Source organism: Tenacibaculum sp. MAR_2009_124, from assembly GCF_900105455.1.
GTDB lineage: Bacteria > Bacteroidota > Bacteroidia > Flavobacteriales > Flavobacteriaceae > Polaribacter.
This window is the reverse complement of record NZ_FNSF01000008.1, coordinates 235,587-261,572: the sequence shown is the minus strand read 5'-3', so window position 1 is coordinate 261,572 and position 25,986 is coordinate 235,587. Positions and strand designations below refer to the sequence as shown.

The window sequence follows — 25,986 nt, the reverse complement described above, 5'->3', positions numbered from 1 at the left end:
TAAAGAATAATGAAAACCCTTAACTTAATATCTATATATAGTGGAACAAATAAGTTAGCTTTTAGTTTGAAGTATTAGTGGGGGTATATTTCTATTATTGAGTGACATTTTTTAAAAAAGTCAAGTACTTGTTTTACTTAAAAAATAAAGAAGTAAAACCCCCCCGATCCTTTACTTCTTTATTTTTTTAACCTTAAATGATACTACGAAGATACGTCGGAACTTAAGTTTATATTGGAATAAAAAGATAAAGGGAAAGTTTGAAAGACTAACGAATATTTTTAAAAGGTGAAGGGTAGTTTTTTGTTGTGTGTTGGTTTTATTTATGTATAAATGGGTTGTTTTGATGTGTGAAGTGTTTTTTTTAATGATTATAAAAAAGAAAAAAGAAGTAACATCCACCTAAATTGCTACTTCTTTCCTGAAAACTAACTATTAACTACATTTCAAAGATAATGACGATTTTAAACATTTAAATCCAAGAATAGTTGGGCTACTATTAACTGTAGTTGAATGGTAATATTAGCCAATTAAGTGTCTTTTTTACAGGTAATAAAGTTTGTTATTATTCATGAATGTTCAAGTGAAATAATATATTTTGGGATTTATAAATGAGAATGTTTACGTTTTATAGTTTTTATCTGTTTAGTCACGAGATTATTTCCCGTTAATCGATAGACGAATGGGTTTTGTCATGAAAAATGACTGTACTCAACAAAAAAGAAAAAACATACAGCAATCATAATGTAATTTTATTGAGTCTTTAGATAGTAATACCCCAAAAAAATACCCCGTTTTAGAAAAAAGAGTTCGATTTCGAACTCTTTTTTTTTGCAAAATAATTGATTTGTATTTTTTAATAATTTATTTTTTTAAGTATAGTTAGTCACCTGAATTTTATGATGGTGGCATTAGATGTTGGGTTGATATACAGATTGTTCTAACAAAGGTTGCAGGAAAAATTATAACTAGATACCTTTTAAATTCTTATTCGAAGAGTTTAGTTATAGCTGTTTATTACTAATTTTTACCTTTTCGAATAACGTTTTGGCAATTAATGGTAAGAATTTTTTGATTCAATTGTATAAGAAATAATCTTATAGAACCATTCATCGATAGATGATTAGGATTTGCCAAGGAAAGGAGTCAAGAGAACTAAAAAGTTGAAAATAAGAGCAAATGCATCTTATTTTTGACTTGAATGTTAGAAAGATAGTACCCCGAAAAATATCATAATCCCCCCGGTTGATATAAAAAAAGAGCTCCAAGTTGGAGCTCTTTTTTTTCGAAATAATTGATAGGTGTTTTTCAATAATTTTATTTTTATAGTCATAAATATTCATCTAAATTTTACAATGAAATTAGGCTTGATTTGTAGGTTGTATAATCGGAATTTTTGAGGTATTTGTAGCTAAATGGCTTATGTGCTTATATGTAATGAGTTCGTTTAAAGTCGTTTGGTAGTATAATATAGCCAGCTGGGGATTTAAATTCCGTGATTGGTAATTCCATTTAGTATGAACTTCCACCTTTTGAAATAACGTTTTGATTCAATTGTATAAGAAATAATCTTATAGAACCATTCATCGATAGATGATAGGGGCTTGCCAAGGAAAGGAGTCAAGAGAACTAAAAAATTAAAAATAATTGCAAATGCATCTTATTTTTGACTTGAATGTTAGAAAGATAGTACCCCGAAAAATATCAAAATCCCCCCGGTTGATATAAAAAAAGAGCTCCAAGTTGGAGCTCTTTTTTTTTCGAAATAATTGATAGGTGTTTTTCAATAATTTTATTTTTATAGTCATAAATATTCATCTAAATTTTACAATGAAATTAGGCTTGATTTGTAGGTTGTATAATCGGAATTTTTGAGGTATTTGTAGCTAAATGGCTTATGTGCTTGTATGTAATGAGTTCGTTTAAAGTCGTTTGGTAGTATAATATAGCCAGCTGGGGATTTAAATTCCGTGATTGGTAATTCCATTTAGTATGAACTTCCACCTTTTGAAATAACATTTTGATTCAATTGTATAAGAAATAATCTTATAGAACCATTCATCGATAGATGATAGGGGCTTGACAAGGAAAGGAGTCAGGAGAGCTAAAAAATTAAAAATAAGAGCAAATACATCTTATTTTTGACTTGAATGTTAGAAAGATAGTACCCCGAAAAATATCAAAATCCCCCCGGTTGATATAAAAAAAAGAGCTCCAAGTTGGAGTTCTTTTTTTTGCTTTAGATTTTGGTTAATTAAATACAGAGGAGTTAGGTCTTAACAACAAAACCGTTCTTAAATTACTTGCAAATATATTTATCAATCATATAGGTACTTATGGGTTTCAATGTTTTTCCATTCACGGGATGCAATCCTGGAGCTGTAAATAATTCTATTTTATTCTTTGAAACTTTACGATACCAAATTTTTGGTTCGTTTTCTTCATTAAAATAAATATCATCACAAATAGCTTCAATTTTTTTAAAATTCTCAATTTTTATCGCGTCGTACATTTCTAAGTGCTCAAGTTTGTATTTTTTTAAATTAAAATTTACCTCCTCATAATGATCAATTTTCCACGCCATCCAACGTTGCTCATTTACAGAAAAGACTGAAAAACCTATTATTGTTGTAATATATAGAAGAGCGGTTATAACTAATCGTTTTTTGTTAATTGGTTTTACTTTAACGTGTTTGATTTTCTTTTTAGATTCTTTTCCTTCAATGTTAGTCTCTTTTTGGTCTTCTTCTTTATCGTGCTTTTTTAGAAAGTCTTCATAATTTTCAAAATCTAAAAAATTGCAAAGCGCATTTAAAACTTCAGGTTTAGATATTTTAATTTGATCATTATATACATTTCTTAAACTTCGCTCACCATAAGTTACTCCGTATTCGTCAAATAAAAGTGAGGATAAGCATTCCGCTGCTTTCTTCGTTTTTATATGTGCCCCTTCGTTTTCCTGTATTTTCTTTAAAGCTAACGCTACGATTTCATTGTGCATAACAGTTTGTTTTTTGAGTGTAGTAATCAGTTTTTATAACTCTCTAAATTTCGGGATTTTTTGGGAAAAAAGACTTCCTGAAACTTTCCCTTTTCTTTCCTTCTATATTCCCACCATTCCTATGAATTCTTTTTTCATTTGTACCAGAGTTGATGAATAAACAACATCGATTAAGATACTAGTTTAATCATGAGTTCTACCTATTGAGTTGAGTGTTTAGCGACATGAACCGAGAAGTGCATCGTCACTTTACACTTAACTCATTCACTTCTCAAAAGGCCTTTTAAAACGTGTTTAAACGCGACCGATTAAAGTTCGATGAAATATTCGATCAGCAACACTAATGTCAAATTTTAACAATAAACAAAATGAAAAAAATATTTATAGTTATTTGTACGGTTTCCCTTAATTTAATGTTTTTGTCATGCACAGATAATGACGAATTAAAGGAATATCAAAATCAGTTAGAAAACGTAGAATCAGAAAAAAATTGTTGTGGGGATGATGGAGATTTATTGCCTCCACCACCTCCAAAAGATCCAAAAAAGAAATAGTTTGTTATTTTTGGTTTAAATAAAAATAAAAATAAAAATCATGAAAAGTTTAAAGTTGTTATTGCTATCCATTTCGTTTGTGTTATTATCATGTACTGAAAGTGAGTTAATTGAAAATAATGGCTCAGTGGAAAAAGATATTAATACCGAAAAAAGTTGTTGCGGGGAGGAAGAAGATATTATACCTCCACCACCTCCAAAAAAAGGAGATAGTTAATATAACTTCGTAGACGAAAATTGTATTTTAGAGGAATGATAAATTTAAAGAAATCATTCCTCTTTTTTTTGTTTTTTTTAGTCTTGGAATAATTGCTCAACAGGATAGTTTAACTATTTACACTTATAAAGTGTCTACGCCCAAATCTGAACAAGATTTAATTAGTTCTTACCTTTATTTTAAGAGATATTATGAATTAAAACAAGAAGAAAGAGATACTACTTCGATTATATATTCACTTAGCTATTTGGCTAATATTGAATACAAATGGGGAGCTTATTATGAGAGTGAAGAACTTTGTACTGAAGCGTTGTCTTTATTAGATGTTATAGAAAGTTCAGACTACAGAAAATCATTACGTAAGTCTATATTTCATCAATTAGGGTCTCTCTATAGAAAACAGCGAAATAAGGAGAAAGGATTAATATTATATAATAAAGCCTTGGCATACGCGGCTTCTTCTAGAGATAGTGCTACTATCCTCAACAATATATCTACAATATATAAGGATAAAAAGGATTTTATCAAATCTCAGGAAGTTTTACTGAAAGCACTAGAAGTAGTCAAGAGGTCTAATGATACAGTTAGTTTAGCTCTTATTCTTGACAACCTCGGTTTTGCCAAGTTCAATATTAACCTGAAAGCAGGTAAAGAAGAATTGGATGAAGCTTTAGAATTGAGAAAGAAATTAGATAAGTTTGATGCTCTTTTGCCTAGTTATCTGAATCTTGGTAAATACTACTATAAAAACAATGAAATAGAAATAGCAAAAAGTTACCTTCAAAAGGCTGATAGTATTGCGAAGAAAACTAAAAACAAGCATTACCGTATAAATACGCTCGGAGAACTAGTTCTATTAGAAGGGGATGACTTAAATAGAGAGTATGTGAGATTGAGTGAAGAGGTTAGGTTATTTAATCAAAGAAAGGATAACAAAAATGCTTATTTAAAATACAATACCAAAGCACAAGAACGAATAGCAGAAATGAAAGAATTAGAAGCTGAAAAGGCAAATGAAAAAAGTTTGCTCTTTCAACTCCTGACCATTTTTGTAATACTAATTTCAATAATTGGGTACTTTTTATATCGTGAAAAAAGTAAGAAGAAATTAGTGGAAAACGTTATTCAAACGGAAGGGCGTATCTCGAAAACAGTTCATGATGTAATTGCAAATGATATTTACCATATTATGACCAAGTTTCAGGTTGAGAAAAGCTCGAAAGCCGAAATATTAGATGATTTAGATGTTGTTTATAATAAAGCGAGAGATATTTCAAGAAATAATTTTGTGATTGATGATTCTATTGATTATCCTGAAATACTTGGAGATTTATTTGGTAGCTATGAAAACTCCGAGCTACGATTAATTACCAATGGCTTGAAGAAAATTAACTGGGAAATTTTAAGTATTCATAAAAAGAATATGCTTTACAGGGTTTTAAAAGAACTTTTAACAAACATGACCAAGTATAGCAAGGCTAGTTTTGTCACTATATTTTTTGAAGAAAAAGGGAATAAGGTTTTTATTAAATATAAAGATAACGGGGTTGGTTGTGATCTAATAAAGAAAAATGGTTTAATCAATGCGGAAAACCGCATAAATTCGGTTGGAGGAACTATTACTTTTGAGTCGGAACCTAATAAGGGGTTCACTTGTAAAATTAAATCATAATTATGTATAAGAAAGTATTGGTAGCGGAAGACATGGATGATATTAACAAAGGTGTATTATCAACTTTACAAGAAACAGGAATTTCAGTTGTTCATCAAGTACAGTATTGTGACGACGCTTTTTTAAAAGTTATGAAGGCAAATCAGGATAATGATCCTTATGACTTACTTATTGTAGATTTATCTTTTAAAGAAGATCATAGAAAACAAGAATACAAATCAGGAGAGGATTTAATAAAAGTATTAAGAGAAAAGGATATAGAAATTCCAATAATGGTGTATTCAGGTGAAGATCGTTTGCAGATGGTAAGGAGACTTATAAATGAATATGGAGTGAAAGCTTATGTATGTAAAGGAAGAAATGGACTACATGATTTAAAAAAAGCCATTAAGAGTATAGGTGAAAGTTCTTCTCCTTTTTTATCTATTCAAGTAGAAGGGGCCCGAAGGGATTCAAGCGATAATGACATTAGTCCATATGATATCAATTTAATGAAGCATTTATCGAAAGGGTTATCTCAACCAGAAATTAGTGCACATTTCGTTCGAAAAGGAATTAGCCCAGGTAGTCTAAGTTCAGTTGAAAAAAGAATTATCCGATTAAAAGATATTTTTAGAGCTAATAATACGGCACACCTAGTAGCCCTTGCCAAAGATTCAGGCTTTATTTTAAAAATACTTCGCTTAAGGGTTCCCTTAAAGTAAAGAGTTTTTCCTGTTTTAAATTTGAAGTATTAACCAATCTTTAAATTTAAAATGATGATAAGACTAAGAAATTTACTGGTAATAGTAGTTTTGCTTCTATTCAGTACCTCATGTGACTCAAAAGAAGATAATCTAATTGAGGATAATCTTGAAGAATGGGTTTGTGGTGAGCATAATGGACATGTACTGTATACAGGACCCAGAGGCGGATGTTATTACTATAATAGTAATGAAAATAAGACTTATGTAGATAGGTCAGAATGTGATTGTTAAGTAGTCGTCTATTGCAGAAAATCTATAATTTTATAAATACACAAAAGTACTTAAAAGAGGGTGTTTTTTTAATTGTCATACTGTTTTCTTCATGTAGTTATGGTCAAAAAGTTTATGTGACAAAAACAGGAGAAAAATATCATACCTATAAGTGTCGGTTTTTAAAATATTCGAAAAAAGAAATAGAGTTGGATAAAGCGGTTTACTTTGGGTATTTACCTTGTAAAGTATGTAAACCGCTTTCGGTAAAAAAGTTACATAAAGAAGTGAGGCAGTCCGAAAGTCAAAAACTTAAAATCAAATCTTTTGGTACGCAGCGTGTTGATTTAAAAAGAAGGCTTTCGGTTCAATGTTCGGGAAAAACTAAGTCGAGAAGAAGGTGTAAAAGAAAAACAAAAAATGCTAGTGGTAAATGTTACCAACATGAATAAATAGTATTCGGTTTAAAAGGTTTTTAATGTTGCGGAAAACTACATTTTTTTCTGCATAAATCACCTTTTAAATTTAGCCTGACATGAGTAGTTTTGATGTGTGGAAAAACTAATTATGGAAGAAGTTGCTTTTAAAGTGTTATCGGAAACACAAGATGTAATTAAAGTAGATAATTTTGTTAGACAAGTTATTGATTTTACAAATAATTCAGAGATTACGTATGAAGATGTTAGAGAGTCGATATTTAAATTTATGTTCTATAGATTTATTAAAGTAGAAAATACTTCTGCAGAAGAAAATTATATTTGTAAAGAACAGAATTTTTACCAAGCAAAGAAATTAGGAAGCGTAGGATCTTGGCTTAAGGAGAAACAAGTTTAACATACTTCTATATTTTTGTGCGTAGTTGTTTAGAGAATGAAATTATATTTTTCGTTCAACAACGTAATCGATCATTTTTAGTAAAGAGTCTTTGTATTCGGAATTTGGGAAGTTATTTAAAATAGCCAACGCCTTGTTTTTGTAGTCGTGCATTTTATTAGTGGTATATTCTAAACCACCATTTTTCTTCACAAAAGCAATAACTTCTTTTACTCTTTTTTTATTGTGGTTGTGTTTTTTTACGGAGTTAATCAACCAATCTTTATCTTTTTTAGAAACGTTGTTTAAAGTGTAAATTAACGGAAGGGTCATTTTTTGCTCTTTGATATCAATACCAGTAGGTTTACCAATTTTAGCATCAGTATAATCAAACAGGTCATCTTTAATTTGAAAAGCAATACCAATATATTCTCCAAATTTACGCATTTGTTGTACCGTTTTATTATTGGCACCAACTGAAGCTGCGCCAATTCCACAACAAGCGGCTATTAACGTAGCTGTTTTCTGACGAATAATTTCAAAATATATTTCTTCGGTAATATCGAGTTTTCTAGCTTTTTCTATCTGTAACAATTCTCCTTCACTCATCTCACGAACTGCGATGGAAATCAGTTTTAAGATGTCGAAATCTTCGTTATCAATGGATAAAAGAAGTCCTTTTGAAAGTAAAAAATCACCCACTAAAACGGCAATTTTATTTTTCCAAAGTGCATTAATAGAAAAGAAACCTCTTCGACGGTTACTGTCATCTACAACATCATCATGAACAAGAGTTGCAGTATGAATTAACTCAACAACGGAAGCCCCGCGATACGTACGTTCATCAAATCCTCCGTCAGAAACCATCTTCGCAACTAAAAAAACAAACATTGGTCGCATTTGTTTTCCTTTTCTTCGAACAATATAATAAGTTATTCTGTTAAGTAAAGGGACTTTAGATAACATGGCATCTTTGAATTTGGTTTCAAAGAGTTCCATTTCCTTCGTGATAGGTAGTTTTATTTGCTCTACTGGCTTCATATTAACCAACAAAAATAAGAATAAATTAGAAATTTAAAGTAAAGAGTTGACAAGTATAATTGAAATTCTGTTTACCAATCAATTATTACTTTTTAGTACACCTAAAAGTGTTTTTCATTAGCTTGTTTTTCGTGAGTAAAAGCTTTGTTTTTTAGTTATTTACAATCTTTTCTGGTAAAATATAAAATAAGCTTGTACTTTTGTCCTTTAAACACCCCTTATCCCCATGAAATATATTTTAAGCTTTTTTATAGCTCTTCTTACTGTATTTACTATTTCCGCGCAAGATTCAATTAACTTTCCTGATGATTATTTAGGAGTTTATGATGGAAATTTGGTTATTCATTCTGCAGGTAAAACTCAAAACATTCCCATGGAATTTCATTTATTGAAAACAAAGAGCACTGGGAAGTATCAGTATAAATTAGTCTATAACGGACAAGAACGTAACTATACCTTGGTGGTAAAAGATAAAGAGAAAGGTCTTTTTGAAGTTGATGAGAACAATGGTGTTGTATTGCCTTTTAAGTTTGTATCGAATACCCTATATAGTTTTTTTGAGGTACAAGGAAATTTATTGACTACACGTTTGGCATTTAATGACGATACTGTAGACTTTGAAATTTTGTTTACAAAAAGTAAAAATAAAACTACCACAGGAAAAGGAACGAAAGAAATACCTTTTGTTTATGGTTATCCTGTAACGGTTACTCAGAGAGCTTTGTTAAAGAGAAAATAACTTTACTTCATTAGAAATAATAGTAATGCTGTTATCCGTTGTGTTTTTTATTATTGTCTTACTTTCTTTAGCTAAGAAGAAAACGATGTTTTATGAGTACAGACTGGGAAAGAAAAAGATAATTTCAGAATTTGAAAAGTACGAGTTTGTTACGGTAAAAACCTCTAGAAACAATAGAGCTACAACATATTACCCTTTTGTGAGAATTTTTGAGAATGAAGATAATTCGTGCCTTATTAAGTTGAACTATTTAGGTTTCTTTGCGAAGGAGTTTAAGAAATCGGAGAAGGTTGCCGTTTTTTAGTGTAATAACGAACTTCATTATTGGTACGCTTATGATGTTGGAATTATGAAATATTTTTCAGAAAAATGGCCATTCTCAATAAAAAATAGATAAGGGTTAAAATTATCTTTTAGTAAAAATAGAGAATCAATTTTTAAGACTTATTGGCCAATTGACCGCAGGCAGCATCAATATCTTTTCCTCGAGATCTACGAACGTTTACAACAATATCGTTCATTTCAAGATTAGAAATATAATTGTTTAAAGCTCGCTCAGGAGCTTGTTGAAACTCGCCATCATCAATAGGGTTGTACTCAATTAAATTAACTTTACATGGAATGTGTTTGCAAAAAGCAACTAAAGCGTCGATATCTTCTTTTCTGTCATTAATACCATTCCAAACAACATATTCATAGGTTACCGAACTTTTAGTTTTGGCATACCAATATTCTAAAGATTCTCTTAAATCTTTTAATGGAAAACGAGTGTTAAACGGCATTATAGAAGTCCGTACTTCATCGATAGCAGAATGCAAAGAAACGGCTAAATTAAAACGAACTTCGTCATCGGCCATTTTCTTAATCATTTTAGGAACTCCAGAGGTCGAAACGGTTATTCTTCTAGCCGCCATTCCTAATCCTTCAGGAGAGGTAATTTTATCAATGGCTTTAAGAACGTTGTTGTAATTCATTAAAGGTTCTCCCATTCCCATAAAAACAATATTTGATAATTTGTGGTTATAGTAATGTCGGCTTTGTTGATCAATGGCGACTACTTGATCATAAATTTCATCTGGATTTAAATTACGCATACGTTTTAAGCGAGCCGTTGCGCAAAACTTACAGTCTAAGCTACATCCTACCTGACTTGATACACAAGCCGTGGTTCTCGTTTTTGTTGGAATTAAAACAGATTCAACGATTAACCCATCATGAAGTTTTATGGCATTTTTTACAGTACCATCATTGCTACGTTGCATGGTGTCAACCTCAATATGATTAATCACGAAATTCTCGTCTAACATATTTCTAGTAGTTTTAGAAATATTAGTCATATCATCAAAGCTATGCGCAGCTTTACTCCATAACCATTCATAAACTTGATTTCCTCTAAAAGCTTTATCATTATTTGAAATGAAAAATTCTCTGAGTTGATCCTTACTTAAAGCGCGTATGTCTTTCTTTTTATTCAAGTGATTGTATTGAAATTAACAATTGAGGCAAAGGTATAATAAAAAACTGGTAATCGAAGATGATTACCAGTTGGTCATATATTGAATGATGCTTTTGTTATATAATTAACATGGCATCACCGTACGAGTAAAACTTGTACTTTTCTTTAATAGCTTCTTGGTATGCTTCCATAACAAAATCATGTCCTGCAAAAGCAGAAACCATCATTAATAAAGTTGATTTTGGAGTGTGGAAGTTTGTAACCATACAGTTAGCAATGCTGAAATCATAAGGAGGGAAAATAAATTTATTTGTCCATCCATTATAAGGATTTAGCCTGTTGCTGGCTGATACTGAAGATTCAACAGTACGCATTACCGTAGTTCCAACAGCACAAATTTTACGTTTAGTATTTAAAGCATTATTTACAATATCTACACTTGCATCAGGAATGATAATTTGCTCAGAATCCATTTTGTGTTTCGATAAATCTTCCACTTCTACAGGGTTAAAAGTACCTAAACCTACGTGTAATGTCATTTCAGCAAAATCAACACCTTTAATTTCTAAACGCTTCATTAAGTGTTTAGAGAAGTGTAAGCCAGCAGTCGGCGCAGCTACAGCTCCTTCGTGTTTTGCAAAAATTGTTTGGTAGCGCTCTTCATCTTCTGGTTCTACACCACGCTTTATATATTTTGGTAAAGGAGTTTCTCCTAATTCAATTAATTTACGACGAAACTCTTCATATGACCCGTCAAAAAGGAAACGTAAAGTTCTACCACGAGAGGTAGTATTATCAATAACCTCCGCAACTAAACTATCGTCGTTACCGAAAAACAATTTATTTCCAATTCTGATTTTACGAGCAGGGTCTACTAATACATCCCATAAACGATTTTCAGCATTTAACTCACGTAATAAAAATACTTCAATACGAGCTCCAGTTTTCTCCTTATTTCCGAACATACGGGCAGGGAAAACTTTAGTATTGTTAAGCATCATTATATCACCTTCATCAAAATAATTGATTAAATCTTTAAATAATTTATGTTCAATTGTTTGTTTTTCGCGGTTCAATACCATTAAACGCGCTTCGTCTCTGTGCTCTGAAGGGTATTCTGCCAACAATTCCTGCGGCAATTCAAAATCAAAATTTGATAATTTCATTTGTAAAAATTTCTAAACGAGGGGCAAATATACAATATCAACATAGGGGATGTCAAGCGATTTTCTATTTATTTTACATGGAATTAGACCCTTTAAATTTACTTTCCATTAGAGCTCTTGAATTTGTAACCCGATTTTGTTCATATCATTCCAAAAGTTTCTGAAAGATTTGGTAACCACTTCCGCTTCATTTATTTGAATAATTGTTTTAAACGCTAAAGGTGCAAATGCCATCGCCATTCTATGATCGTTATAGGTTTCGATATCAATATTCTGATGTATCTGCTCACTATTCTTTAAATGTAAACTTTCGTTTGTTACATTAATAGTAGCCCCGAGTTTTGTAAGTTCTTCTCTTAAAGCTTCTAATCTATCTGTCTCTTTGATTTTTAACGTGTGTAAACCTGTTAAATCGCATGCAATACCTAAACCGAAACATGTTACGGCGATGGTTTGAGCGATGTCGGGAGCATTTTTTAAATTTTCAACTAAGAGGTTATTGGAATGTTCGGAAGACTTTGTAAGGATAATACTGTTTTCTTCAAAAGTAGTTGTAACTCCAAAATGGTTATAAATTTGGGATAGAACGGCATCACCTTGCAGACTATCATTTTTATAGGCAGTTAATTTAACTTTCGAATTTAACTTGCTTAAAGCTATTAATGAATAAAAGTAAGAAGCTGAACTCCAATCAGACTCAACTACTACTGTTTGATCGTTAACATTTGGTTGGTTGTTAACTTGTATTAAGTTTCCTTTGAAATTGGCTTTAATACCAAGTTGATGAAGTAAACTCAATGTCATTTTTATATAAGGAATGGATGTTATTTTACCAGCTAGTTCAATACTTAAGCCGTTAGGTAAACTAGGGGCAATGAGCATGAGAGCAGAAATGTATTGACTGCTAACATTCCCATTAATTGTAACCTTATCTTTTGTTAGTTCTTGCCCAACAATTTTTATGGGAGGATATCCTTCTTTTTGTAAATAGGTAATATCAGCTCCTATTGAACGCAAAGCATCTACTAAAATTTCAATGGGGCGGTTATGCATTCGCTCTGACCCTTGTAATACTTTGGTAACTCCTTTTTGAGCAGCAAAAAAAGCGGTTAAAAATCGCATTGCCGTTCCTGCATGACCAATGTCCGCAATTTCATTTGAAGAAGAAAGAGCTTCATGTAAATGATGTGTGTCGTCTGAATCAGAAAGGTTTTCTATAGTTATATTAGGATATAATTGTTGTAAAATTAATAACCTATTTGATTCACTTTTTGATCCTGAAACTGTGATCTCAGCTTGTATAGCCGAGCTTTGTGCTTGTAATTGTAAATTCATGGTAATTACGCCATTTTTTTATTAGTAATCCAAACTCCATAGGTAACGCTGATAAAAAATTTTAATCCCCAAAAACGCATCCATTTTCCATTTGAAAAATTGGTTTCGTTAACGGCATTAAAGTTCCCTGAAAAAATATCTTTGGAACTATTTAATACCAATGAAAAAATAGTAACAACAATGAAAAAAGGAATAGCTACCTTGACTACGTTTCTCCAAAATATTGGCTGTTGTATTTTTTTAAGTATGCTCATTTATTTTAGCTTTTCATTATTATGATGACGATCGTGATCGCGTTTGGTTTTTATATCGAGTTTTTTATCAAATGCTTCCTGTAAGTTCACTCCAGTTTGATTTGCCAAGCAAAGAACCACAAAAACTACATCTGCTAACTCTTCTCCTAAATCCTTTTGTTTATCGCTTTCTTTTTCGCTTTGCTCTCCATAACGACGCGCTATGATTCGGGCAACTTCACCAACTTCTTCCGTTAGTTGCGCCATATTCGTTAGTTCATTAAAGTAACGGACTCCATGGTTCTTAATCCATTCATCCACCTGCTTTTGTGCGTCTTGTATGTTCATCTATAGTATTTTTGTCATTAATTTCTAGTAAGCCAAAAATACATGATTTTTTTCATTAAACTTTGGGCTATAACGACTTTCGTATACTCTTTTAATGATTTTATAGTACTAAAAAAATAGACTTTTACCTAAAGTATATTCAAATCAAAATTCCATTAAAAATGAATGATAATCGGCAGTATACATTGAACTGATTACAATTATGACTATATTTTTAATTTATCTTATGAAACTTTAGCTTTCTTTACTTTAAAAGACCTAAATAGTTAAACTATTGAACTCTCCAAGGTGGATTTTTCCTGTTTTCTCCTGCTTTGAATAAAATAAGTCTATTTCCATCAGGATCATTTAATCGGGCCTCTCTCCATAGCCAAGGTTGATCGGTAGGGAGTAATGTGAATTCAATGCCTTTGTCTTGAAGGTTTTTTACCTCTTCGTCCAAATTTTCGTTTTCAAAATAAACAACGATATTACTTTCATCGGGTAATTCGTTAACAAGGTGCAGAGATAAAGTACTTTCTCCTGAAGGAAGTTCAAATCGAACATAATTTGGACTTGCATCTACAATGAGATGCGGAGTTAAAACGACAAGCCCTTTTAAAACAAGGGTTTGCCGTTTTAAAACGTTGTCAAAATTACTACATTTTGACGACATTTAAAAGTTTTAATTGGAACGTACCCATACATCTTTAACTCCTTCGAACTCACCAGCTATGCCATCTTTCTCGTCAACTACTTCAGTAAATTCAAAAGTATTTTCATTTGGAAAGTTGATCCAAGCTTGTTTAACTTCTCCATCTTGGAAGCTAATAATCATTCGACCATTTTTGACTTCGAAATTTACATTGCTTACTCCTCCATCGGCTTTACACTCACCATTAATTGTTCTAAAATTATTAGTGTCATAAGTGCCATTGGTTTTGATAATTAATGTTGATTTTCTATCACAATCATCAATGTTATACGAATTCCCTTCGTAAAATCGATCTTGCATTTTCCACGTTCCGAAAAGAAGCTCGTTGTTATTGTTAGTTTCTTTTGCTTCATCGCTGTTTGAGCATGATACAAAGAATGCTGTCATGATCATAGTTGCTAGTAATTTTTTCATAATAAGGTTGGTTATTAAATTTTAATTAAAAATACTTGTTTTGAATTAATGCTCAATGAACTCTATGGAAGAATTTAAGCGTTTAAGTATATAACTCATCGTTTCTAGGTTTGGCTCTCTCTTTCCGTTTTCTAGTTTACTTAAATAGCCATTCTTGTTTTCATCTTCATAGATGAATAAAGCAAATTCTCTTAACGTTAATCCTAAGACAGTTCTTTTTTCTTTTAAGAATTTTGAAAACCTCATGCCTATTTCGCTTAATTCTGGATTGTTCTTTTCTGGCATATGTTATTCTATTGTTAACGCTTTTACCGATACTACATTTAATCTCTGGTCATCGGTGTAAAATCGCTTTCCTATTGAAAATTTGTTTCTAATTTCTGGGTTTGTTCCGGATACCTGGTATCTATGAATACAACCATCAGAATAAAATATTGTCGCTGTTCTCATTCTTTATTGTTTTTATGGTCTTTCTTTTGTTAAGGATAGATATTTATCAAATGCCAATTTTAAAATAGGAGCGAAAGGGAAATCGATTGCCGTTATTCCTTTTACTGGGATCGTTTGATCATCACATGTCAATTGCTTAAATTGCCCATAAAATTTAATGCCATAGTTTGTCCCTTCTTTGACTATGAATATTTCACTTTCTATTTTTAAGATTTTATTATTATAGGGGATTATAAAAGAGTTACTGAAAGAGTCATTTCTTATATCACCATGAATAATAGCATCACAGTTTGAAAGGTTTATAAAGTGAGTGTAATAATCTACAATATCTGTATTAACTCTTTTCAATGGTTTGATTTCAGCGAATTTTTTCAACACTTCCTTTAAATTCTTTCGACCCCCATAGAAAGAGGCTAGAAAGTCAAAAATAAAAGTTGCCAGAAATAGTCTACAAGAAGTAGCTCTATTATACATAGTGGTGTAGAATTCGAAATAAATTAGGTTATAATTACTCCCATATAGCTTTAATAAATTTCGGAAGTTTAGTAAATTATTCTCAATCAAGTCAGAAAGAATATCTTTTATTAATATTGTTTCCATTTTGTTTGAGTCTTTTAGATTTATATAACTGTTACTATTATTTGAAATGGTAATAGATTCTAAAATGTTAGATATAGCTTGATTGACTATTTTTTTATTATTGAGATGAAAAATTTCCCTACTGTAAAATTTATCAATATATCCAGTAAAATCAACATTAGTTCCATACTTTGTGTGAAAGATGTTTCTAATATTTTCTACATCACATACCAAAATTATTTTATCGACCCCAAACTTATTACCATTGTCACCGTCTAAATCAAAGTGACATGCAAATACGTTTAATATTCTGAAAATATGTTCTGGGTCTAATCTGTCTAAATCGTCAATTATTAGAACAGTTTCTTTCTGTTTATAATCTTCATTCTGTTCTTCCTCCTCATTCTCTTGTTCATCGCTTTTTAAACTTTCTATGAGCTTTGAAATTAATTCTGTAATCGTATTTTCCTCAACAATTGAACCTTTTCTTTCTTTCAATTCTTTTAAAAAGCTCGTAAGTTGTTTTTTTTCGTCAATATTGATATCTTCTTGGTTTTTTTTAATTTTACTATATATACTTGAACCAAAATCAAGTGCGACCTTTGCTGGTTTCTTTATTTTGCTAGCAGCCTTAATAAGTGAGCCAAAAACATCAAAAATATCTGTCCCTAAGTAATAATCTGCCGTTTCTAAAAATGTAAAATCGGTTTTTTCAAAACTCTCTTTTTTTGATAGTAAATTGAATATAAGGTCATATTTGATGTATTCAATAATGTCTTCATTTTTTGAAATTGAATAGTTTACTGGAGACAATCTTAATTCTACATATTTGTCCTCATTTTGTTTAAAAAACTCCTTTATGAAGTGAGTCTTTCCTATTCCGAAGATTCCAGATAAAATAGTTTTGTCGTTGAAAGGAATGTTTAAATGATTGTAAAACCTTGTGTTTTCGTCTGAGTTTTCAATATTTTCAAATGAGGTTGTTTCTGTTTCTGTTTGTATCATAGTATTTATGGGTTGAATGTTAGTTGTTAAAAATAATTAGTTGTATTCGTTGGTTAAATTTTATTTACATGAAACATCTTGTAAAATGTATTTTTGGCAAGATTAAAATTATTTTTACCATTTCAAGTTTTCATAATCAATATCGCTATCATCTATCTCTAGTTGGGATATTTCACAATTCAACCTTTTAAGATCAGATTTTATAAATTTCTCATATTCTTGATATTCGGGAGTAAACATTACTCCTCGTTTCAATAATTGAGGAAGTTTACGAAAAGCTCTCTTTCCTCCTTTTAATCTTAAAAAATCAGCATCTATTGACCACAATAATAGATAGATGTATTGATCTCCACCATTAATAGCTCCGTTAAAAAACGGTTCTAAATTCATTCCATTTTTTCCGTCATAAGCTATTGCGGATTTCTCAAGCCAATATTCAAATTGCATTAGAATAGAAAGTTCTAATTTATTGGTTTCAGAATATCTCATATTATATCTTAATGCTGATAGCGAAAATATTATATGAACCCAAGAAATTTTACATCCAAAATGTTCAATTTCTTCAAATGAAAAATGACTATTCTTTCGTTTGAGTCGACTTCCCTCGTGAGCTTTTCTCAATTCTCGTGAAAGTCCACTTATGGTATTATCTCGTTGATCCGAGTTTTTTATGTTGTCATTGTTTTCATTTCCCCAGAATTTTTGAATGATAGAATGAACTGTATATATATCATCATGAGTACCCCAAATTTCAATTCCAATCCCGTTTTTTGTAGGTTTCGTGTAGAACATAGTTTTTTTACTTTTAAAGTTTGGTTATTATTTCAAAGCTATAATTAATTTTTTATTTGATTACTTAAAAGTGAGTTAATAAGGTTAACGTCAAAGTCAGTTAGTTTATCTCTATCAGGAAATTCGAATTTCATTATTTCTCTGAACCTTAAACCTCTTATAGTGTTATAAGATTCAAAAACGGTATTATCTTCTGTCCAAAAATGATCATGTCTATCAGATTTTATAAGTTGGCTTGTGTTACTCGTTGCTTTCTTTTTTTGAGTTTTGTTTCATTCTTCTGCACATCTCATCAAAAGCATCAAATATTATCTTTAATCGAACTTTCGTATCTTTTACATAAGGTATGTTTTCGTAATCAATACTGGTTGGGTTCGATCCTCTAAAAGCTTCATAAGTGTATTCCAATTCATCATCAGTATAGGATAATAGTTTTTTAAACCAATCTTTTCCTTCTTTCAATATGTCATCCTGATAGCCATACTCTTCTAACCCTGATTCAATCATTTCTTTAAGTTCTTTTTCTGTGGCATCGGAATCATACTTTGAAATTTCTTGAGAACTTCCAATGGTAAGTTTTTCACACCAATAATGATCACATACGTATGATTCTGCGGATGGATGAAATTGTCTGCAAAAAATCCAGTTTCCAAAATCACCAAAGACAGATAGCCCACAGGTATCATTGACAAATCTTATATAGCCGTTTATAGTGCCAGATTGTTTAAATTCATCAACACGTATTTGGTTGTTATTACTTTTAAAAATCTCAGTAGTATGGATATGTTTTGAAAAATCCCAGTTTGTTCTTTTTTCTCTCATGTTATAGTAATTTAAGTTTACCTTCCTTTTCTAATTCGACTAATTCTAAACCTCTTTTTAGCTCTGGATTAAAGTCTAAAGTATCTTTGTTTAAATCGGCGCAATTATCCATAAGGGTTGTTAAATTGAACATTACACATTGGTGTCTAATACCATCAACATAATTGCAAATGTCTCTTAAAAGTGTTTCGGGATCTGAATGATCTAATGAGGATAATACTTTAAAGAATTCATTGTCTTCTTTAATTACATCTATAACTTCTTCGCCTCGGTTATATCTTCCTATACTTTCAAGTTCATTTAGGAGGTCATTTACTTGTTTTATTTCTTTGTTCTCTGCTCTTGCAATTGTCATTCCTTTTGTTTCTGTTGGCATTTTTGTTGGTTTAAGATTTGATACATTTAGACCATGGCATGTATTCCCATTTTTCTTTTTGAAATTGTTCTAAAGAGATTGTTATTACTTCGCATCCTGCCGCGATATATTCACCATGCTCTCTTTTTTCTTTCAAAGTAGGAGTGTTGTTTGGTTTTCCTGCTAAGATGTATTTTTTGTCTCCGCAAGGGCATTTAAATATTCTTATAGGGTCTTTCATTGTATTTATTTTATTGTTTGGTTAAAGTTTAATGCCGTGTTTAATCACGAAATAATATTTCCCAGGTTCGGCTCCCCATTCTTCTTTTCCTAATCCTATATTTATTCCTTTGTGCTTAACCTCGAACTGTGATCTATCTTTAGAGTATCCATTTGATAAAGTAGTAGAATCAAATTTTTTGAATCTAGATTGAAATACCTTATTTCCATGATTCCAGTAAGTTTTTTTGTTTTTAGGAATATTAGCATTTATGATATAAGACTCCAGTAATATCTTTTCGTGAAAATCAAGATCATTAACTCTAACAAGTCTCTTATACCAGTAAATAGTCAACTCCCTATAATCTTCTGGTTTTATGCCTTGTTCTGTCATATCAAACCATTTTCTATGTAAGTTAAGGTGTAGTGTCGGCATTGTTAGTTTTACTTTTTATAGTTTAATTAGTTAGCTTGTTATAAGGAGTATATCCTTTTGAAAAGTGTCCAATCATATATTTTTCATTGTTAAACTCTATAACTGAATATTTAATATTTGTTTTAGTTTGATGGTTGTCTTTTCTTTCGTGCAAAAAATGTTTTTCTCCGTACTTTTTAAGAAACCATTTTTCAAAATCATTTTTTGGATCTACCGTATATATAGCTTGTGGCTTTTTATAGCCGCTCGAAGAGTCGAATCCTAAGTACTGATTTCTTCCTTTTCTTTTGTTCTTAATTAAAGCTCTTGTATGCTTCATCATTTTATCGTAACTCATTTTTTAGATTTTAAAAAGATTGTGAATAGGTAAATTGATGTGAATTAAATTTGTGTCTTACTCTTTCAATTTCGTCTTCTTCGTATTTAGACAGAATTTGAGTTTTTTTTAGTAAATCATCCCATAAATCTAATTGTTGATCTGTCAAAATTTCAACATTAACGGAGCCGTTCGGGAGTCTCTGGCACGTTGCGTAAAATCCTGTCAATGGTGCATATAATCCTTTTTGCGCTTGGTCGTATTTTTCAATTTTCTTTATTAATTGATATTCACTTTTTGTTAAGTGTTTATAACTTGGTGTTATAGATTTTTTATGAGCTCTATTTATTCGTCGTTGACACATAATGTTTTATTTGAATTAAACGAAACGGGTGTAAAATTGAACACCTCTATTAGTTAGTTCTGCTTTTACTTTTTCGGCTTTTTCTTTGGTTTTCTCGTATGGAGGATTCCATACTTTAAGCCTATGATAAGAGCGCATTCCGTAGCCAAAATTTATATCGTTATGACTTGTTATTTGCTCTTTGTATTTTTCATCATAGCGCTCTAATCTTTTTAAGAGTGTTTCTGTTTTATATCTTGTTGGCATAATTGTTTTCTTATTGGTTATTTATATTTCACATAATTTATTATATAATGTTTCTGTTATAGAAACATATTCACTCCATCCATTAAATGCCTCTAAAAGTGATACTGAGTGAGTATGTCCTTCCTCAAAGCAAAAAACACTATAATCTCCATTTTCTTTACAAAATGAAATTACTTCTTCGTCGCTGGTATTTTCATTTATTAAGTTGCTAATTTCTAACCCAAAAGCGTAAAATGTTTTCATGACTTTATTCTTTTAATTATCGGTTTATTTAACTTTTAATTCTGTAATATCTATTTCTTTAAGTAAACTTTTATCACTTAATTGTATAGTACATTTACCCGCAAGATTTATATTTTTAAGAGTTGCGTTTAATCCCTTCCAAATCACTTTACTATTTATACTTGGTGTCATAGTATCTTATCCTTTTATTATTTTTTCTAGTCCTTCTTCTTCGACATGGATATCAATAGCAAACCAAATTTGATCCATGGTAGCTTCATTAGTTAAAGCAGCTTCCAATGTTTCCATTGCTTCCTCATCTGTACAATTATATTTACTTTGCACGTCTTGAATCTGCCAAAGGTTTTCAGTTTGATATTCTGTGCAGATTTTTGGTAGATTTATATTGCTGCTCTGTATCAACTCTAGTAAGTTTTCTATCTCTTTTTCCGTTCCCTCTAGTATTACTTTTCTAGTCATTTTAAAGGAGTTTTTAGTTTTTTAAAAACCTGAATTGATCAGATGTCCTAGTTCCTGTCGAATTTTCAACCATGTATAAGGTAAATCCGTTTTCATCCTCTTTAATTTCGGAGATAGTACTGATTTTTGAAAAATCGCCATTTGCATCTCTGTATGCTACTGTAGTATTTTTCTTTAACTCCTCTTTTTTAGGTAAATAAAAAAGCATTACTTCCATAGGTTTAATGTCAAATATTACCCCATCTGAACTATACTTACAGGTATAGAGAACTTTTTCAAACTCCTTTTTTATCCTTTCGCATTCTTTATAATAGCATTCGTCTTCGTCAAAAGTATCCCAGATCTTTTTTATGTGAAGCGGTTGTATGTCGTATTCTTCGACTCCATATTTTTTTATGTCATCTTCCCTAATTATTTGAATAAAAAAGATTTTATCACCTAGATACTGAAGAATATTATCGCTCTTAAAATTAAATGATTGATCAAAAGTTTTATTGCCTTTAAAATGAGGTGTAAAAAACAATAATACTTCATCTTTTTTTAGCTCTTCGGCTTCTTCTTGATTCACTTCAAACCAATAGGCATATGTATTGCTATCTGGAGAAGCTTTTACTTTTTTAATTAGTTTCATTCTGTCGCTGTTTTTTATTGGTTAATTATATTTTTAACTTAAGAAGATTCAGGAATAATACCTCCTATTAAACTATTATAAGCTTCAATCGCATCTTTATATCTCAATATATTGCCATTTACCGATACAGAAACTGTATTATCAAATTGATTCCACCCATTATAACTGAATCCCGCTTTGTTCAACTCCTTAATGCAATAGTTGCATTTATGTATTTTAATTTTTAATTTTTTTTTCATAATACTTTTCTTATCAGTTATTTTATACTTTAATTTCCAGTTTTTTTCATAACACCTAACTCACAAGCTTTTTCTACCCATTTAGAAACAAGAAATTCAGCAGACACTTCATTCATGTTAAAAAACATAATACATGAAGTTTTATTAAGGTCTGCCACCTCTTGAACAGGCATATTTTTTTCAATTCCTATAATTGCGTTAATAGCGAAAATTTCAAGGATTTTATTTAGTTTTTTTTCACTTGATAAAGAATTTTCTAAATGTGTCATAATTTCTTGTTTTTGATAGGTACGAAAACCTACTGTTATTTTTGATTTCGATTAATTGTCTTTTTTAATACTGTTGTATAGGTGGTTATAAGTTTTGGCAAATAATTTCCATTGATCTTTGTCTTTAATTTCATTAAGATAACGGTGTGCTACTGTCTTTTTTTTTGAATCCCAAACAATGCGGGCTTTATCTACACCATTAACAAAAAATGTAGTAGGATGCTTTCTCCATTGGTTAAGTGTGCCGTCTTCAAGTTTTTTTATAATTGAGATGGGTAATATGTTTTTTATATATTCAGACTCTGAAATTTTATTTTTTTCTTTTCTTATGGCGTTCTCTGTTTTTTTTATGCTTTCTTGGAGATTGCGTAAAGAATTATTTTGTCTTTCCCATTTATTTAAGGTTGCTCTGCCGTTTCTCTTGTCATTTAAAGGCTGTCCGTTTGCTTGTTTAACTGTATTGATGTGATTTTGTAATTTGTCGTTAAATGCTTTGTTTTTCTTTTCTAAAGAATTTTCTAATATTTCAAGTCTTTTCGTTTTTTTCATTTTGTCGCTTTTTAAATGAGGTTAGTTTTTGACTCTTTCTAATTTGTAAATATTATCATCAGCAAGACAAATGAATCCTTTTACTTTTTCTCCTTTTATTTCTCCTATGAACTTTTGATATTTATGAGGTTCTCCGAACTTCTGAAAAATTTCGAATTGGTTTTTTCTTTCAAAGTTTTCTATTACTGTATATGGGTTTACTTGGAATGTCATTTGATGAGTTTTAACGCTCCCCAAACTAGTTGAGGAGGTGATTAATTATAGGTTTAAAAGTTACTTAACTTCTTCTTGTTTTGTTTTTGGAAATATCCATCCAGCCCCGCAGGATAATCTGAAGTTAAACCTTCCGCCAAGTTTTTTTAAGTCGTCTTTAATTGGCTTTGTATCTCCTATAACTGCAATAGCTTTTTCAGAGTAGTCAATTATTTGAAAGTCTCCACTATTTAAATTGTGGTTCTCTTGGGTTGGTTGATCGGTAGGGAAGTGACAACGATTTTCTGCTGCTGCGATGTATAATTTATTTCTGTTTTCTGTTCGGGTTAAGTCAAACGAGTAAACTTTTTTATTTACTTTCAAACCATACCAATTACTAGAACCGATATAAAAGTCAGGTAGATAACTGTTTCTTTCTCTGTGTTCTCCTGTTTCACTATCATTTAATAGTTCTTTTGTCTTTTCCCAGTTTTCACAGGCGTTTTTTAGTTCGTTCATGTTGTTGCGAGTTGTACGGGAGAACGCCAAGTAATTCGTTTCTTTGATGCTTGTTGCAAAATAATCCGTCATTGTATCGCTGTCATTTTGGTAATGATCGGCAACTATAACAGCCTTCGCCCATTCAGGGATAGTGATAAGTTTCTTTCCTTCCTCAATTTTTGCGCTTATTAATTGTTGTTCTAGTAGTCTCTCAGATTCTGCCGCCTTTTTGTCCTCTTCCGCTTTTTTATGTGCAGCAATTACGAGGTTATTTATATCGTCCTGCGTGCCTTCGTATTTATACTCAGGTAAAAAATAGCTTCCAATACCAAATAAATTGTTATAATTTTTAATATAGCTTTGTGCTTGAAGGTCAAGCGTTGTTTTTTCTACTGTTAAATATTTAACACCCCATTCAGTATGCTCTATTTTGTATACAATGTGTTCGTTTTCTGCACTTCCTTTCGTTTTCCCATAGCCATCTAAAAAAATGATCGTTCCAATTTCTGGTTCTGCCTTTGCATTTGGCTGTAATTCTTTTATTACTTCATCGAATTTTAATAGAGCTTTTGCGTGTGCTTCTTTTATTGCTTTCTCCGTTGCTTTTCCTTCAATTTTTACTAGATCCCCACCTTTTGCCCCGAACATATCCCATGAGTATGAGCCGTTTGGCAAAAGTGTTATTTCATGGTAACTATTAACAATTTTTTTATTACTTCTTTTCATCGTAGTAATTTTATAATCTTGTTTGTTGTGTGTTGTGATAGTTTCACCACTCCAGCCTCTAGTACATTTTTCGAATGTTGTTTTTTCCGTGTTTGTTGTTATATTTGCCATGTCTTAAAATCTTTTTTATTTATTGGAGTTTGAGATTAAAACCCGCATTTCGTCGCTGTTCTGCGGGTTTATTGTTGTTATACTTTTCTTACTTCTGAGTTTTTACCGTACTGGTTAATTATCCAATAACCTTTTTTTAGTTCTCCGTTACTCTCGAACCCTTTAAAGTGTTTCGTGTAGTCTTGATGGATTTCGTCGATTTCTAATCCTGCGTTAAACATTGTATCTAATAGATATAAAAAGTCGTCTTGATAATCGGATGTAAAACCATAATTAGCTGTAAATAAATGATACCCTTCTTTATGGTATGTTAAATGCGGGGTTTGTTCTTCTCCGTCTCCATCGGTTATAGGCTTAAAGGTTATTATTCTGCCGTTTTCAAAATTGTTTCCCATTGTATCCATACAAATTAGTTCAGTTATCTTCTTGGTAAAGTATTTTCTAGCCATTCCAGCAGTTGAAGTCCTGCGAGCTTTCCGTCGGCTGTTTCAAATCTTTTAGTTTTTTGTTTTTCCGTTTTTGGATCTTCATAACGTAGGGTTATAGCGTTTAAATCTGTAACCTCTAGCCCAAGAGTATCAGGATAAGTATCCAAAACTTTTGATATTGTTTCTAGTGCTTCTAACATTCTGATTTAATTTTGATTTATTAATGACTAAGTGCATATCCTGCACCTTTTCCGAATTCTGCTAATAACGCTGATAACTTTACTAATTGTTTTCTGATAAATTTTGCGGTTTTTCTCATGATTAAAAATTTTTGTTTGTTGTTGTTAATTGGTTAATAGATTTTATTTATTTTCTCTTCGTGTTCTTTTTTAGCCTTTTCAAATGCTTTTAAAATCAATTCATTTATTTTTAGTTGAGCTTCGTTAAGTTGTTCTTCAAGTATTTCATTATACTTATAGAATACGTGAGCCTCTTGTATTGTAAATTCTGTCTTAAACATGTCATAAACAAACCCCTCTCTTTTGTATAGGATTTGTAAGGTTTTCCTTAACCATTGCATGTAAATATGCAGTTCTGAATCATTTCTTTTTTTTGTGTTTATTGCTTTGAATTCCTGATAATTAATATTGTTTAAGCACATGAGTTGATTGTTTTAATTGTTGTCGAATTGTTGATATATTCCGAAGTAAGGACACTTATTTTCTGTGATTGTCTGTTCTAAATCTGTAATTGATAAAAGAGTTAATCCTTTTTCGCTTCCCCAAATTTCAGCTTCTTGAAAGGCTTGTCCTAAATTCCAAGCGTAAACGGTTTTTGAAATCCCTATATAATTAGCTTTGTATTTATTAATAGTGTCCATAAGTGAGTTAATTATCCAAGTTATTTACTACTTCGCAAGCTTTGTAACCTCGTTCAAAGATTATAGAAGCCTCAAACTTTGTAATAGGTAAATCTTTTTCTATTTCGTTCCATAGTTGGTTAAATTCTTTGTCCTTCATAAGTCTATTCTTTTACTGTTCTTTTGCTATACAAATATACAGCATTATTATTCTAAAACAATACTTAATCTATACTTTTTAAATATGAATTATCTATTTTGAATAAAAAAAAGATAGAAATAAGTTATTTAGAATAGAGTTTTGGCTTTATCAGGGCGCTGAGAATTGAATAATTATAAAAAGAGAAGGGAAATGTACGTGTAAGCCAAAGAAACGAGCTTAGAAGCACTTAAAAACAAATCAAAGGAACTAATACAAAGACTAAATAGAACTACAATAGAAAAGAATAGTGTTAAGGCAGACAAAAACCAAATACAATAAACACTCTAAACCCTTGTAAATAAAAAGAAAGTATAAAAAAAGAATAGCTGTAATATAAAAGAATCAACACTACAA

Annotated in this window: 41 protein-coding genes; 8 read left to right on the top strand and 33 right to left on the bottom strand. The window is 30.8% G+C overall.

Annotated features, from left to right (window positions below; genetic code table 11):
- Positions 1 to 2,299: 2,299 nt before the first annotated feature.
- On the bottom strand, positions 2,300 to 3,001 hold the full coding sequence (locus BLW23_RS21200) for a hypothetical protein (protein WP_093673712.1): 702 nt from the start codon (positions 2,999 to 3,001) through the stop codon (positions 2,300 to 2,302).
- A gap of 368 nt (positions 3,002 to 3,369) precedes the next feature.
- Between BLW23_RS21200 and BLW23_RS23085 the strand changes: the two genes are divergently transcribed.
- The 6 genes from BLW23_RS23085 to BLW23_RS21175 all read left to right on the top strand — a co-directional run bounded on the left by BLW23_RS23085 (position 3,370) and on the right by BLW23_RS21175 (position 7,234).
- Positions 3,370 to 3,555 carry a hypothetical protein gene (locus BLW23_RS23085; protein WP_143032253.1) on the top strand — a complete coding sequence of 62 codons (186 nt, stop codon included), beginning with the start codon at positions 3,370 to 3,372 and terminating at the stop codon, positions 3,553 to 3,555.
- A gap of 40 nt (positions 3,556 to 3,595) precedes the next feature.
- Positions 3,596 to 3,772: a hypothetical protein gene (locus BLW23_RS23430; RefSeq protein ID WP_176829906.1), complete on the top strand. Its 177-nt coding sequence runs from the start codon at positions 3,596 to 3,598 to the stop codon at positions 3,770 to 3,772.
- Between the two features lie 130 nt (positions 3,773 to 3,902).
- Positions 3,903 to 5,444, top strand: a complete 1,542-nt coding sequence (locus BLW23_RS21195; protein WP_143032252.1) for a tetratricopeptide repeat-containing sensor histidine kinase — start codon at positions 3,903 to 3,905, stop codon at positions 5,442 to 5,444.
- Positions 5,445 to 5,446: 2 nt separating this feature from the next.
- The gene (locus BLW23_RS21190; protein WP_093673708.1) at positions 5,447 to 6,148 is read left to right on the top strand and encodes a response regulator transcription factor; all 702 of its coding nucleotides are present in this window, start codon (positions 5,447 to 5,449) and stop codon (positions 6,146 to 6,148) included.
- Between the two features lie 54 nt (positions 6,149 to 6,202).
- Positions 6,203 to 6,421 carry a hypothetical protein gene (locus BLW23_RS21185; RefSeq protein ID WP_143032251.1) on the top strand — a complete coding sequence of 73 codons (219 nt, stop codon included), beginning with the start codon at positions 6,203 to 6,205 and terminating at the stop codon, positions 6,419 to 6,421.
- A gap of 531 nt (positions 6,422 to 6,952) precedes the next feature.
- Positions 6,953 to 7,234: a hypothetical protein gene (locus BLW23_RS21175; protein WP_143032250.1), complete on the top strand. Its 282-nt coding sequence runs from the start codon at positions 6,953 to 6,955 to the stop codon at positions 7,232 to 7,234.
- Positions 7,235 to 7,276: 42 nt separating this feature from the next.
- Here the strand turns inward: BLW23_RS21175 and BLW23_RS21170 are convergent, their stop codons facing one another.
- On the bottom strand, positions 7,277 to 8,254 hold the full coding sequence (locus BLW23_RS21170) for a polyprenyl synthetase family protein (RefSeq protein ID WP_093673700.1): 978 nt from the start codon (positions 8,252 to 8,254) through the stop codon (positions 7,277 to 7,279).
- 226 nt (positions 8,255 to 8,480) lie between these two features.
- On the opposite strand from BLW23_RS21170, the gene BLW23_RS21165 reads away from it, so the two are divergent.
- On the top strand, positions 8,481 to 8,993 hold the full coding sequence (locus BLW23_RS21165) for a hypothetical protein (RefSeq protein WP_093673698.1): 513 nt from the start codon (positions 8,481 to 8,483) through the stop codon (positions 8,991 to 8,993).
- Positions 8,994 to 9,018: 25 nt separating this feature from the next.
- Complete coding sequence (locus BLW23_RS21160) at positions 9,019 to 9,297, top strand: hypothetical protein (protein ID WP_093673696.1); 279 nt, start codon at positions 9,019 to 9,021, stop codon at positions 9,295 to 9,297.
- A gap of 133 nt (positions 9,298 to 9,430) precedes the next feature.
- Here the strand turns inward: BLW23_RS21160 and rlmN are convergent, their stop codons facing one another.
- The 31 genes from rlmN to BLW23_RS23825 all read right to left on the bottom strand — a co-directional run bounded on the left by rlmN (position 9,431) and on the right by BLW23_RS23825 (position 25,590).
- Positions 9,431 to 10,468: a dual-specificity RNA methyltransferase RlmN gene (gene rlmN / locus BLW23_RS21155; RefSeq protein ID WP_093673694.1), complete on the bottom strand. Its 1,038-nt coding sequence runs from the start codon at positions 10,466 to 10,468 to the stop codon at positions 9,431 to 9,433.
- A gap of 97 nt (positions 10,469 to 10,565) precedes the next feature.
- A complete protein-coding gene (queA, locus tag BLW23_RS21150) occupies positions 10,566 to 11,615 on the bottom strand; it encodes a tRNA preQ1(34) S-adenosylmethionine ribosyltransferase-isomerase QueA (RefSeq protein WP_093673692.1) in 1,050 nt (349 codons plus the stop codon).
- A gap of 108 nt (positions 11,616 to 11,723) precedes the next feature.
- Positions 11,724 to 12,950 (bottom strand): 3-phosphoshikimate 1-carboxyvinyltransferase, encoded by a 1,227-nt coding sequence (locus tag BLW23_RS21145; protein WP_093673690.1) that lies wholly within the window; start codon positions 12,948 to 12,950, stop codon positions 11,724 to 11,726.
- Positions 12,951 to 12,955: 5 nt separating this feature from the next.
- Positions 12,956 to 13,204: a hypothetical protein gene (locus BLW23_RS21140; protein ID WP_093673688.1), complete on the bottom strand. Its 249-nt coding sequence runs from the start codon at positions 13,202 to 13,204 to the stop codon at positions 12,956 to 12,958.
- Complete coding sequence (locus BLW23_RS21135) at positions 13,205 to 13,531, bottom strand: nucleotide pyrophosphohydrolase (protein WP_093673686.1); 327 nt, start codon at positions 13,529 to 13,531, stop codon at positions 13,205 to 13,207.
- Positions 13,532 to 13,802: 271 nt separating this feature from the next.
- Positions 13,803 to 14,186, bottom strand: coding sequence for a VOC family protein (locus tag BLW23_RS21130; protein WP_093673684.1), 384 nt, complete (start codon positions 14,184 to 14,186; stop codon positions 13,803 to 13,805).
- A gap of 9 nt (positions 14,187 to 14,195) precedes the next feature.
- On the bottom strand, positions 14,196 to 14,639 hold the full coding sequence (locus BLW23_RS21125) for a lipocalin-like domain-containing protein (protein ID WP_093673682.1): 444 nt from the start codon (positions 14,637 to 14,639) through the stop codon (positions 14,196 to 14,198).
- 45 nt (positions 14,640 to 14,684) lie between these two features.
- Complete coding sequence (locus BLW23_RS21120; RefSeq protein WP_093673680.1) at positions 14,685 to 14,924, bottom strand: helix-turn-helix domain-containing protein; 240 nt, start codon at positions 14,922 to 14,924, stop codon at positions 14,685 to 14,687.
- Between the two features lie 3 nt (positions 14,925 to 14,927).
- Positions 14,928 to 15,089, bottom strand: a complete 162-nt coding sequence (locus tag BLW23_RS23425) for a hypothetical protein (RefSeq protein WP_176829905.1) — start codon at positions 15,087 to 15,089, stop codon at positions 14,928 to 14,930.
- A gap of 12 nt (positions 15,090 to 15,101) precedes the next feature.
- Positions 15,102 to 16,673 (bottom strand): P-loop NTPase fold protein, encoded by a 1,572-nt coding sequence (locus BLW23_RS21115; protein WP_093673678.1) that lies wholly within the window; start codon positions 16,671 to 16,673, stop codon positions 15,102 to 15,104.
- Positions 16,674 to 16,787: 114 nt separating this feature from the next.
- Positions 16,788 to 17,465, bottom strand: a complete 678-nt coding sequence (locus BLW23_RS21110) for a DUF6904 family protein (protein WP_093673676.1) — start codon at positions 17,463 to 17,465, stop codon at positions 16,788 to 16,790.
- A 240-nt stretch (positions 17,466 to 17,705) separates the two neighbouring features.
- On the bottom strand, positions 17,706 to 18,287 hold the full coding sequence (locus tag BLW23_RS21105; RefSeq protein WP_093673674.1) for a hypothetical protein: 582 nt from the start codon (positions 18,285 to 18,287) through the stop codon (positions 17,706 to 17,708).
- A 1-nt stretch (position 18,288) separates the two neighbouring features.
- Positions 18,289 to 18,663 (bottom strand): hypothetical protein, encoded by a 375-nt coding sequence (locus tag BLW23_RS21100; RefSeq protein ID WP_093673672.1) that lies wholly within the window; start codon positions 18,661 to 18,663, stop codon positions 18,289 to 18,291.
- Positions 18,664 to 18,673: 10 nt separating this feature from the next.
- Complete coding sequence (locus BLW23_RS21095; protein ID WP_093673670.1) at positions 18,674 to 18,883, bottom strand: hypothetical protein; 210 nt, start codon at positions 18,881 to 18,883, stop codon at positions 18,674 to 18,676.
- 21 nt (positions 18,884 to 18,904) lie between these two features.
- Positions 18,905 to 19,297, bottom strand: coding sequence for a hypothetical protein (locus BLW23_RS21090; RefSeq protein ID WP_093673668.1), 393 nt, complete (start codon positions 19,295 to 19,297; stop codon positions 18,905 to 18,907).
- 22 nt (positions 19,298 to 19,319) lie between these two features.
- Positions 19,320 to 19,634 carry a hypothetical protein gene (locus BLW23_RS21085; protein WP_093673666.1) on the bottom strand — a complete coding sequence of 105 codons (315 nt, stop codon included), beginning with the start codon at positions 19,632 to 19,634 and terminating at the stop codon, positions 19,320 to 19,322.
- Positions 19,635 to 19,644: 10 nt separating this feature from the next.
- A complete protein-coding gene (locus BLW23_RS21080) occupies positions 19,645 to 19,977 on the bottom strand; it encodes a hypothetical protein (RefSeq protein WP_093673664.1) in 333 nt (110 codons plus the stop codon).
- 15 nt (positions 19,978 to 19,992) lie between these two features.
- On the bottom strand, positions 19,993 to 20,223 hold the full coding sequence (locus BLW23_RS21075; protein WP_093673662.1) for a hypothetical protein: 231 nt from the start codon (positions 20,221 to 20,223) through the stop codon (positions 19,993 to 19,995).
- Between the two features lie 21 nt (positions 20,224 to 20,244).
- Positions 20,245 to 20,466 (bottom strand): hypothetical protein, encoded by a 222-nt coding sequence (locus tag BLW23_RS21070; RefSeq protein ID WP_093673660.1) that lies wholly within the window; start codon positions 20,464 to 20,466, stop codon positions 20,245 to 20,247.
- A gap of 177 nt (positions 20,467 to 20,643) precedes the next feature.
- A complete protein-coding gene (locus BLW23_RS21065) occupies positions 20,644 to 20,925 on the bottom strand; it encodes a hypothetical protein (protein ID WP_093673658.1) in 282 nt (93 codons plus the stop codon).
- A 13-nt stretch (positions 20,926 to 20,938) separates the two neighbouring features.
- On the bottom strand, positions 20,939 to 21,556 hold the full coding sequence (locus BLW23_RS21060) for a hypothetical protein (RefSeq protein ID WP_093673656.1): 618 nt from the start codon (positions 21,554 to 21,556) through the stop codon (positions 20,939 to 20,941).
- Positions 21,557 to 21,594: 38 nt separating this feature from the next.
- Complete coding sequence (locus BLW23_RS21055; protein WP_093673654.1) at positions 21,595 to 21,795, bottom strand: hypothetical protein; 201 nt, start codon at positions 21,793 to 21,795, stop codon at positions 21,595 to 21,597.
- Positions 21,796 to 21,824: 29 nt separating this feature from the next.
- Complete coding sequence (locus BLW23_RS21050) at positions 21,825 to 22,064, bottom strand: hypothetical protein (RefSeq protein ID WP_093673652.1); 240 nt, start codon at positions 22,062 to 22,064, stop codon at positions 21,825 to 21,827.
- Between the two features lie 51 nt (positions 22,065 to 22,115).
- Entirely contained in the window at positions 22,116 to 22,613 is a 498-nt protein-coding gene (locus BLW23_RS21045) for a hypothetical protein (protein WP_093673650.1), read from the bottom strand.
- 21 nt (positions 22,614 to 22,634) lie between these two features.
- Entirely contained in the window at positions 22,635 to 22,826 is a 192-nt protein-coding gene (locus BLW23_RS21040; RefSeq protein WP_093673648.1) for a hypothetical protein, read from the bottom strand.
- A 60-nt stretch (positions 22,827 to 22,886) separates the two neighbouring features.
- Positions 22,887 to 24,143, bottom strand: a complete 1,257-nt coding sequence (locus BLW23_RS21035) for a hypothetical protein (RefSeq protein ID WP_093673646.1) — start codon at positions 24,141 to 24,143, stop codon at positions 22,887 to 22,889.
- 77 nt (positions 24,144 to 24,220) lie between these two features.
- On the bottom strand, positions 24,221 to 24,547 hold the full coding sequence (locus BLW23_RS21030) for a hypothetical protein (protein ID WP_093673644.1): 327 nt from the start codon (positions 24,545 to 24,547) through the stop codon (positions 24,221 to 24,223).
- 14 nt (positions 24,548 to 24,561) lie between these two features.
- Positions 24,562 to 24,771 carry a hypothetical protein gene (locus tag BLW23_RS21025; RefSeq protein WP_093673642.1) on the bottom strand — a complete coding sequence of 70 codons (210 nt, stop codon included), beginning with the start codon at positions 24,769 to 24,771 and terminating at the stop codon, positions 24,562 to 24,564.
- Between the two features lie 152 nt (positions 24,772 to 24,923).
- Entirely contained in the window at positions 24,924 to 25,232 is a 309-nt protein-coding gene (locus BLW23_RS21020; RefSeq protein ID WP_093673640.1) for a hypothetical protein, read from the bottom strand.
- Between the two features lie 12 nt (positions 25,233 to 25,244).
- Positions 25,245 to 25,451 carry a hypothetical protein gene (locus BLW23_RS21015; RefSeq protein ID WP_093673638.1) on the bottom strand — a complete coding sequence of 69 codons (207 nt, stop codon included), beginning with the start codon at positions 25,449 to 25,451 and terminating at the stop codon, positions 25,245 to 25,247.
- A 7-nt stretch (positions 25,452 to 25,458) separates the two neighbouring features.
- Positions 25,459 to 25,590 (bottom strand): hypothetical protein, encoded by a 132-nt coding sequence (locus BLW23_RS23825; RefSeq protein ID WP_255362855.1) that lies wholly within the window; start codon positions 25,588 to 25,590, stop codon positions 25,459 to 25,461.
- Positions 25,591 to 25,986: the final 396 nt, after the last annotated feature.

Bases quoted from the DNA above. Each gene is read 5' to 3' on its own strand.
- BLW23_RS21200 (WP_093673712.1), bottom strand. From the start codon at position 3,001: ATGCACAATGAAATCGTAGCGTTAGCTTTAAAGAAAATACAGGAAAAC.
- BLW23_RS23085 (WP_143032253.1), top strand. From the start codon at position 3,370: ATGAAAAAAATATTTATAGTTATTTGTACGGTTTCCCTTAATTTAATG.
- BLW23_RS23430 (WP_176829906.1), top strand. From the start codon at position 3,596: ATGAAAAGTTTAAAGTTGTTATTGCTATCCATTTCGTTTGTGTTATTA.
- BLW23_RS21190 (WP_093673708.1), top strand. From the start codon at position 5,447: ATGTATAAGAAAGTATTGGTAGCGGAAGACATGGATGATATTAACAAA.
- BLW23_RS21185 (WP_143032251.1), top strand. From the start codon at position 6,203: ATGATAAGACTAAGAAATTTACTGGTAATAGTAGTTTTGCTTCTATTC.
- BLW23_RS21170 (WP_093673700.1), bottom strand. From the start codon at position 8,254: ATGAAGCCAGTAGAGCAAATAAAACTACCTATCACGAAGGAAATGGAA.
- BLW23_RS21165 (WP_093673698.1), top strand. From the start codon at position 8,481: ATGAAATATATTTTAAGCTTTTTTATAGCTCTTCTTACTGTATTTACT.
- BLW23_RS21160 (WP_093673696.1), top strand. From the start codon at position 9,019: ATGCTGTTATCCGTTGTGTTTTTTATTATTGTCTTACTTTCTTTAGCT.
- queA (WP_093673692.1), bottom strand. From the start codon at position 11,615: ATGAAATTATCAAATTTTGATTTTGAATTGCCGCAGGAATTGTTGGCA.
- BLW23_RS21145 (WP_093673690.1), bottom strand. From the start codon at position 12,950: ATGAATTTACAATTACAAGCACAAAGCTCGGCTATACAAGCTGAGATC.
- BLW23_RS21140 (WP_093673688.1), bottom strand. From the start codon at position 13,204: ATGAGCATACTTAAAAAAATACAACAGCCAATATTTTGGAGAAACGTA.
- BLW23_RS21135 (WP_093673686.1), bottom strand. From the start codon at position 13,531: ATGAACATACAAGACGCACAAAAGCAGGTGGATGAATGGATTAAGAAC.
- BLW23_RS21130 (WP_093673684.1), bottom strand. From the start codon at position 14,186: ATGTCGTCAAAATGTAGTAATTTTGACAACGTTTTAAAACGGCAAACC.
- BLW23_RS21125 (WP_093673682.1), bottom strand. From the start codon at position 14,639: ATGAAAAAATTACTAGCAACTATGATCATGACAGCATTCTTTGTATCA.
- BLW23_RS21120 (WP_093673680.1), bottom strand. From the start codon at position 14,924: ATGCCAGAAAAGAACAATCCAGAATTAAGCGAAATAGGCATGAGGTTT.
- BLW23_RS23425 (WP_176829905.1), bottom strand. From the start codon at position 15,089: ATGAGAACAGCGACAATATTTTATTCTGATGGTTGTATTCATAGATAC.
- BLW23_RS21115 (WP_093673678.1), bottom strand. From the start codon at position 16,673: ATGATACAAACAGAAACAGAAACAACCTCATTTGAAAATATTGAAAAC.
- BLW23_RS21110 (WP_093673676.1), bottom strand. From the start codon at position 17,465: ATGTTCTACACGAAACCTACAAAAAACGGGATTGGAATTGAAATTTGG.
- BLW23_RS21105 (WP_093673674.1), bottom strand. From the start codon at position 18,287: ATGAGAGAAAAAAGAACAAACTGGGATTTTTCAAAACATATCCATACT.
- BLW23_RS21100 (WP_093673672.1), bottom strand. From the start codon at position 18,663: ATGCCAACAGAAACAAAAGGAATGACAATTGCAAGAGCAGAGAACAAA.
- BLW23_RS21095 (WP_093673670.1), bottom strand. From the start codon at position 18,883: ATGAAAGACCCTATAAGAATATTTAAATGCCCTTGCGGAGACAAAAAA.
- BLW23_RS21090 (WP_093673668.1), bottom strand. From the start codon at position 19,297: ATGCCGACACTACACCTTAACTTACATAGAAAATGGTTTGATATGACA.
- BLW23_RS21085 (WP_093673666.1), bottom strand. From the start codon at position 19,634: ATGAGTTACGATAAAATGATGAAGCATACAAGAGCTTTAATTAAGAAC.
- BLW23_RS21080 (WP_093673664.1), bottom strand. From the start codon at position 19,977: ATGTGTCAACGACGAATAAATAGAGCTCATAAAAAATCTATAACACCA.
- BLW23_RS21075 (WP_093673662.1), bottom strand. From the start codon at position 20,223: ATGCCAACAAGATATAAAACAGAAACACTCTTAAAAAGATTAGAGCGC.
- BLW23_RS21070 (WP_093673660.1), bottom strand. From the start codon at position 20,466: ATGAAAACATTTTACGCTTTTGGGTTAGAAATTAGCAACTTAATAAAT.
- BLW23_RS21065 (WP_093673658.1), bottom strand. From the start codon at position 20,925: ATGACTAGAAAAGTAATACTAGAGGGAACGGAAAAAGAGATAGAAAAC.
- BLW23_RS21060 (WP_093673656.1), bottom strand. From the start codon at position 21,556: ATGAAACTAATTAAAAAAGTAAAAGCTTCTCCAGATAGCAATACATAT.
- BLW23_RS21055 (WP_093673654.1), bottom strand. From the start codon at position 21,795: ATGAAAAAAAAATTAAAAATTAAAATACATAAATGCAACTATTGCATT.
- BLW23_RS21050 (WP_093673652.1), bottom strand. From the start codon at position 22,064: ATGACACATTTAGAAAATTCTTTATCAAGTGAAAAAAAACTAAATAAA.
- BLW23_RS21045 (WP_093673650.1), bottom strand. From the start codon at position 22,613: ATGAAAAAAACGAAAAGACTTGAAATATTAGAAAATTCTTTAGAAAAG.
- BLW23_RS21040 (WP_093673648.1), bottom strand. From the start codon at position 22,826: ATGACATTCCAAGTAAACCCATATACAGTAATAGAAAACTTTGAAAGA.
- BLW23_RS21035 (WP_093673646.1), bottom strand. From the start codon at position 24,143: ATGGCAAATATAACAACAAACACGGAAAAAACAACATTCGAAAAATGT.
- BLW23_RS21030 (WP_093673644.1), bottom strand. From the start codon at position 24,547: ATGGATACAATGGGAAACAATTTTGAAAACGGCAGAATAATAACCTTT.
- BLW23_RS21025 (WP_093673642.1), bottom strand. From the start codon at position 24,771: ATGTTAGAAGCACTAGAAACAATATCAAAAGTTTTGGATACTTATCCT.
- BLW23_RS21020 (WP_093673640.1), bottom strand. From the start codon at position 25,232: ATGTGCTTAAACAATATTAATTATCAGGAATTCAAAGCAATAAACACA.
- BLW23_RS21015 (WP_093673638.1), bottom strand. From the start codon at position 25,451: ATGGACACTATTAATAAATACAAAGCTAATTATATAGGGATTTCAAAA.
- BLW23_RS23825 (WP_255362855.1), bottom strand. From the start codon at position 25,590: ATGAAGGACAAAGAATTTAACCAACTATGGAACGAAATAGAAAAAGAT.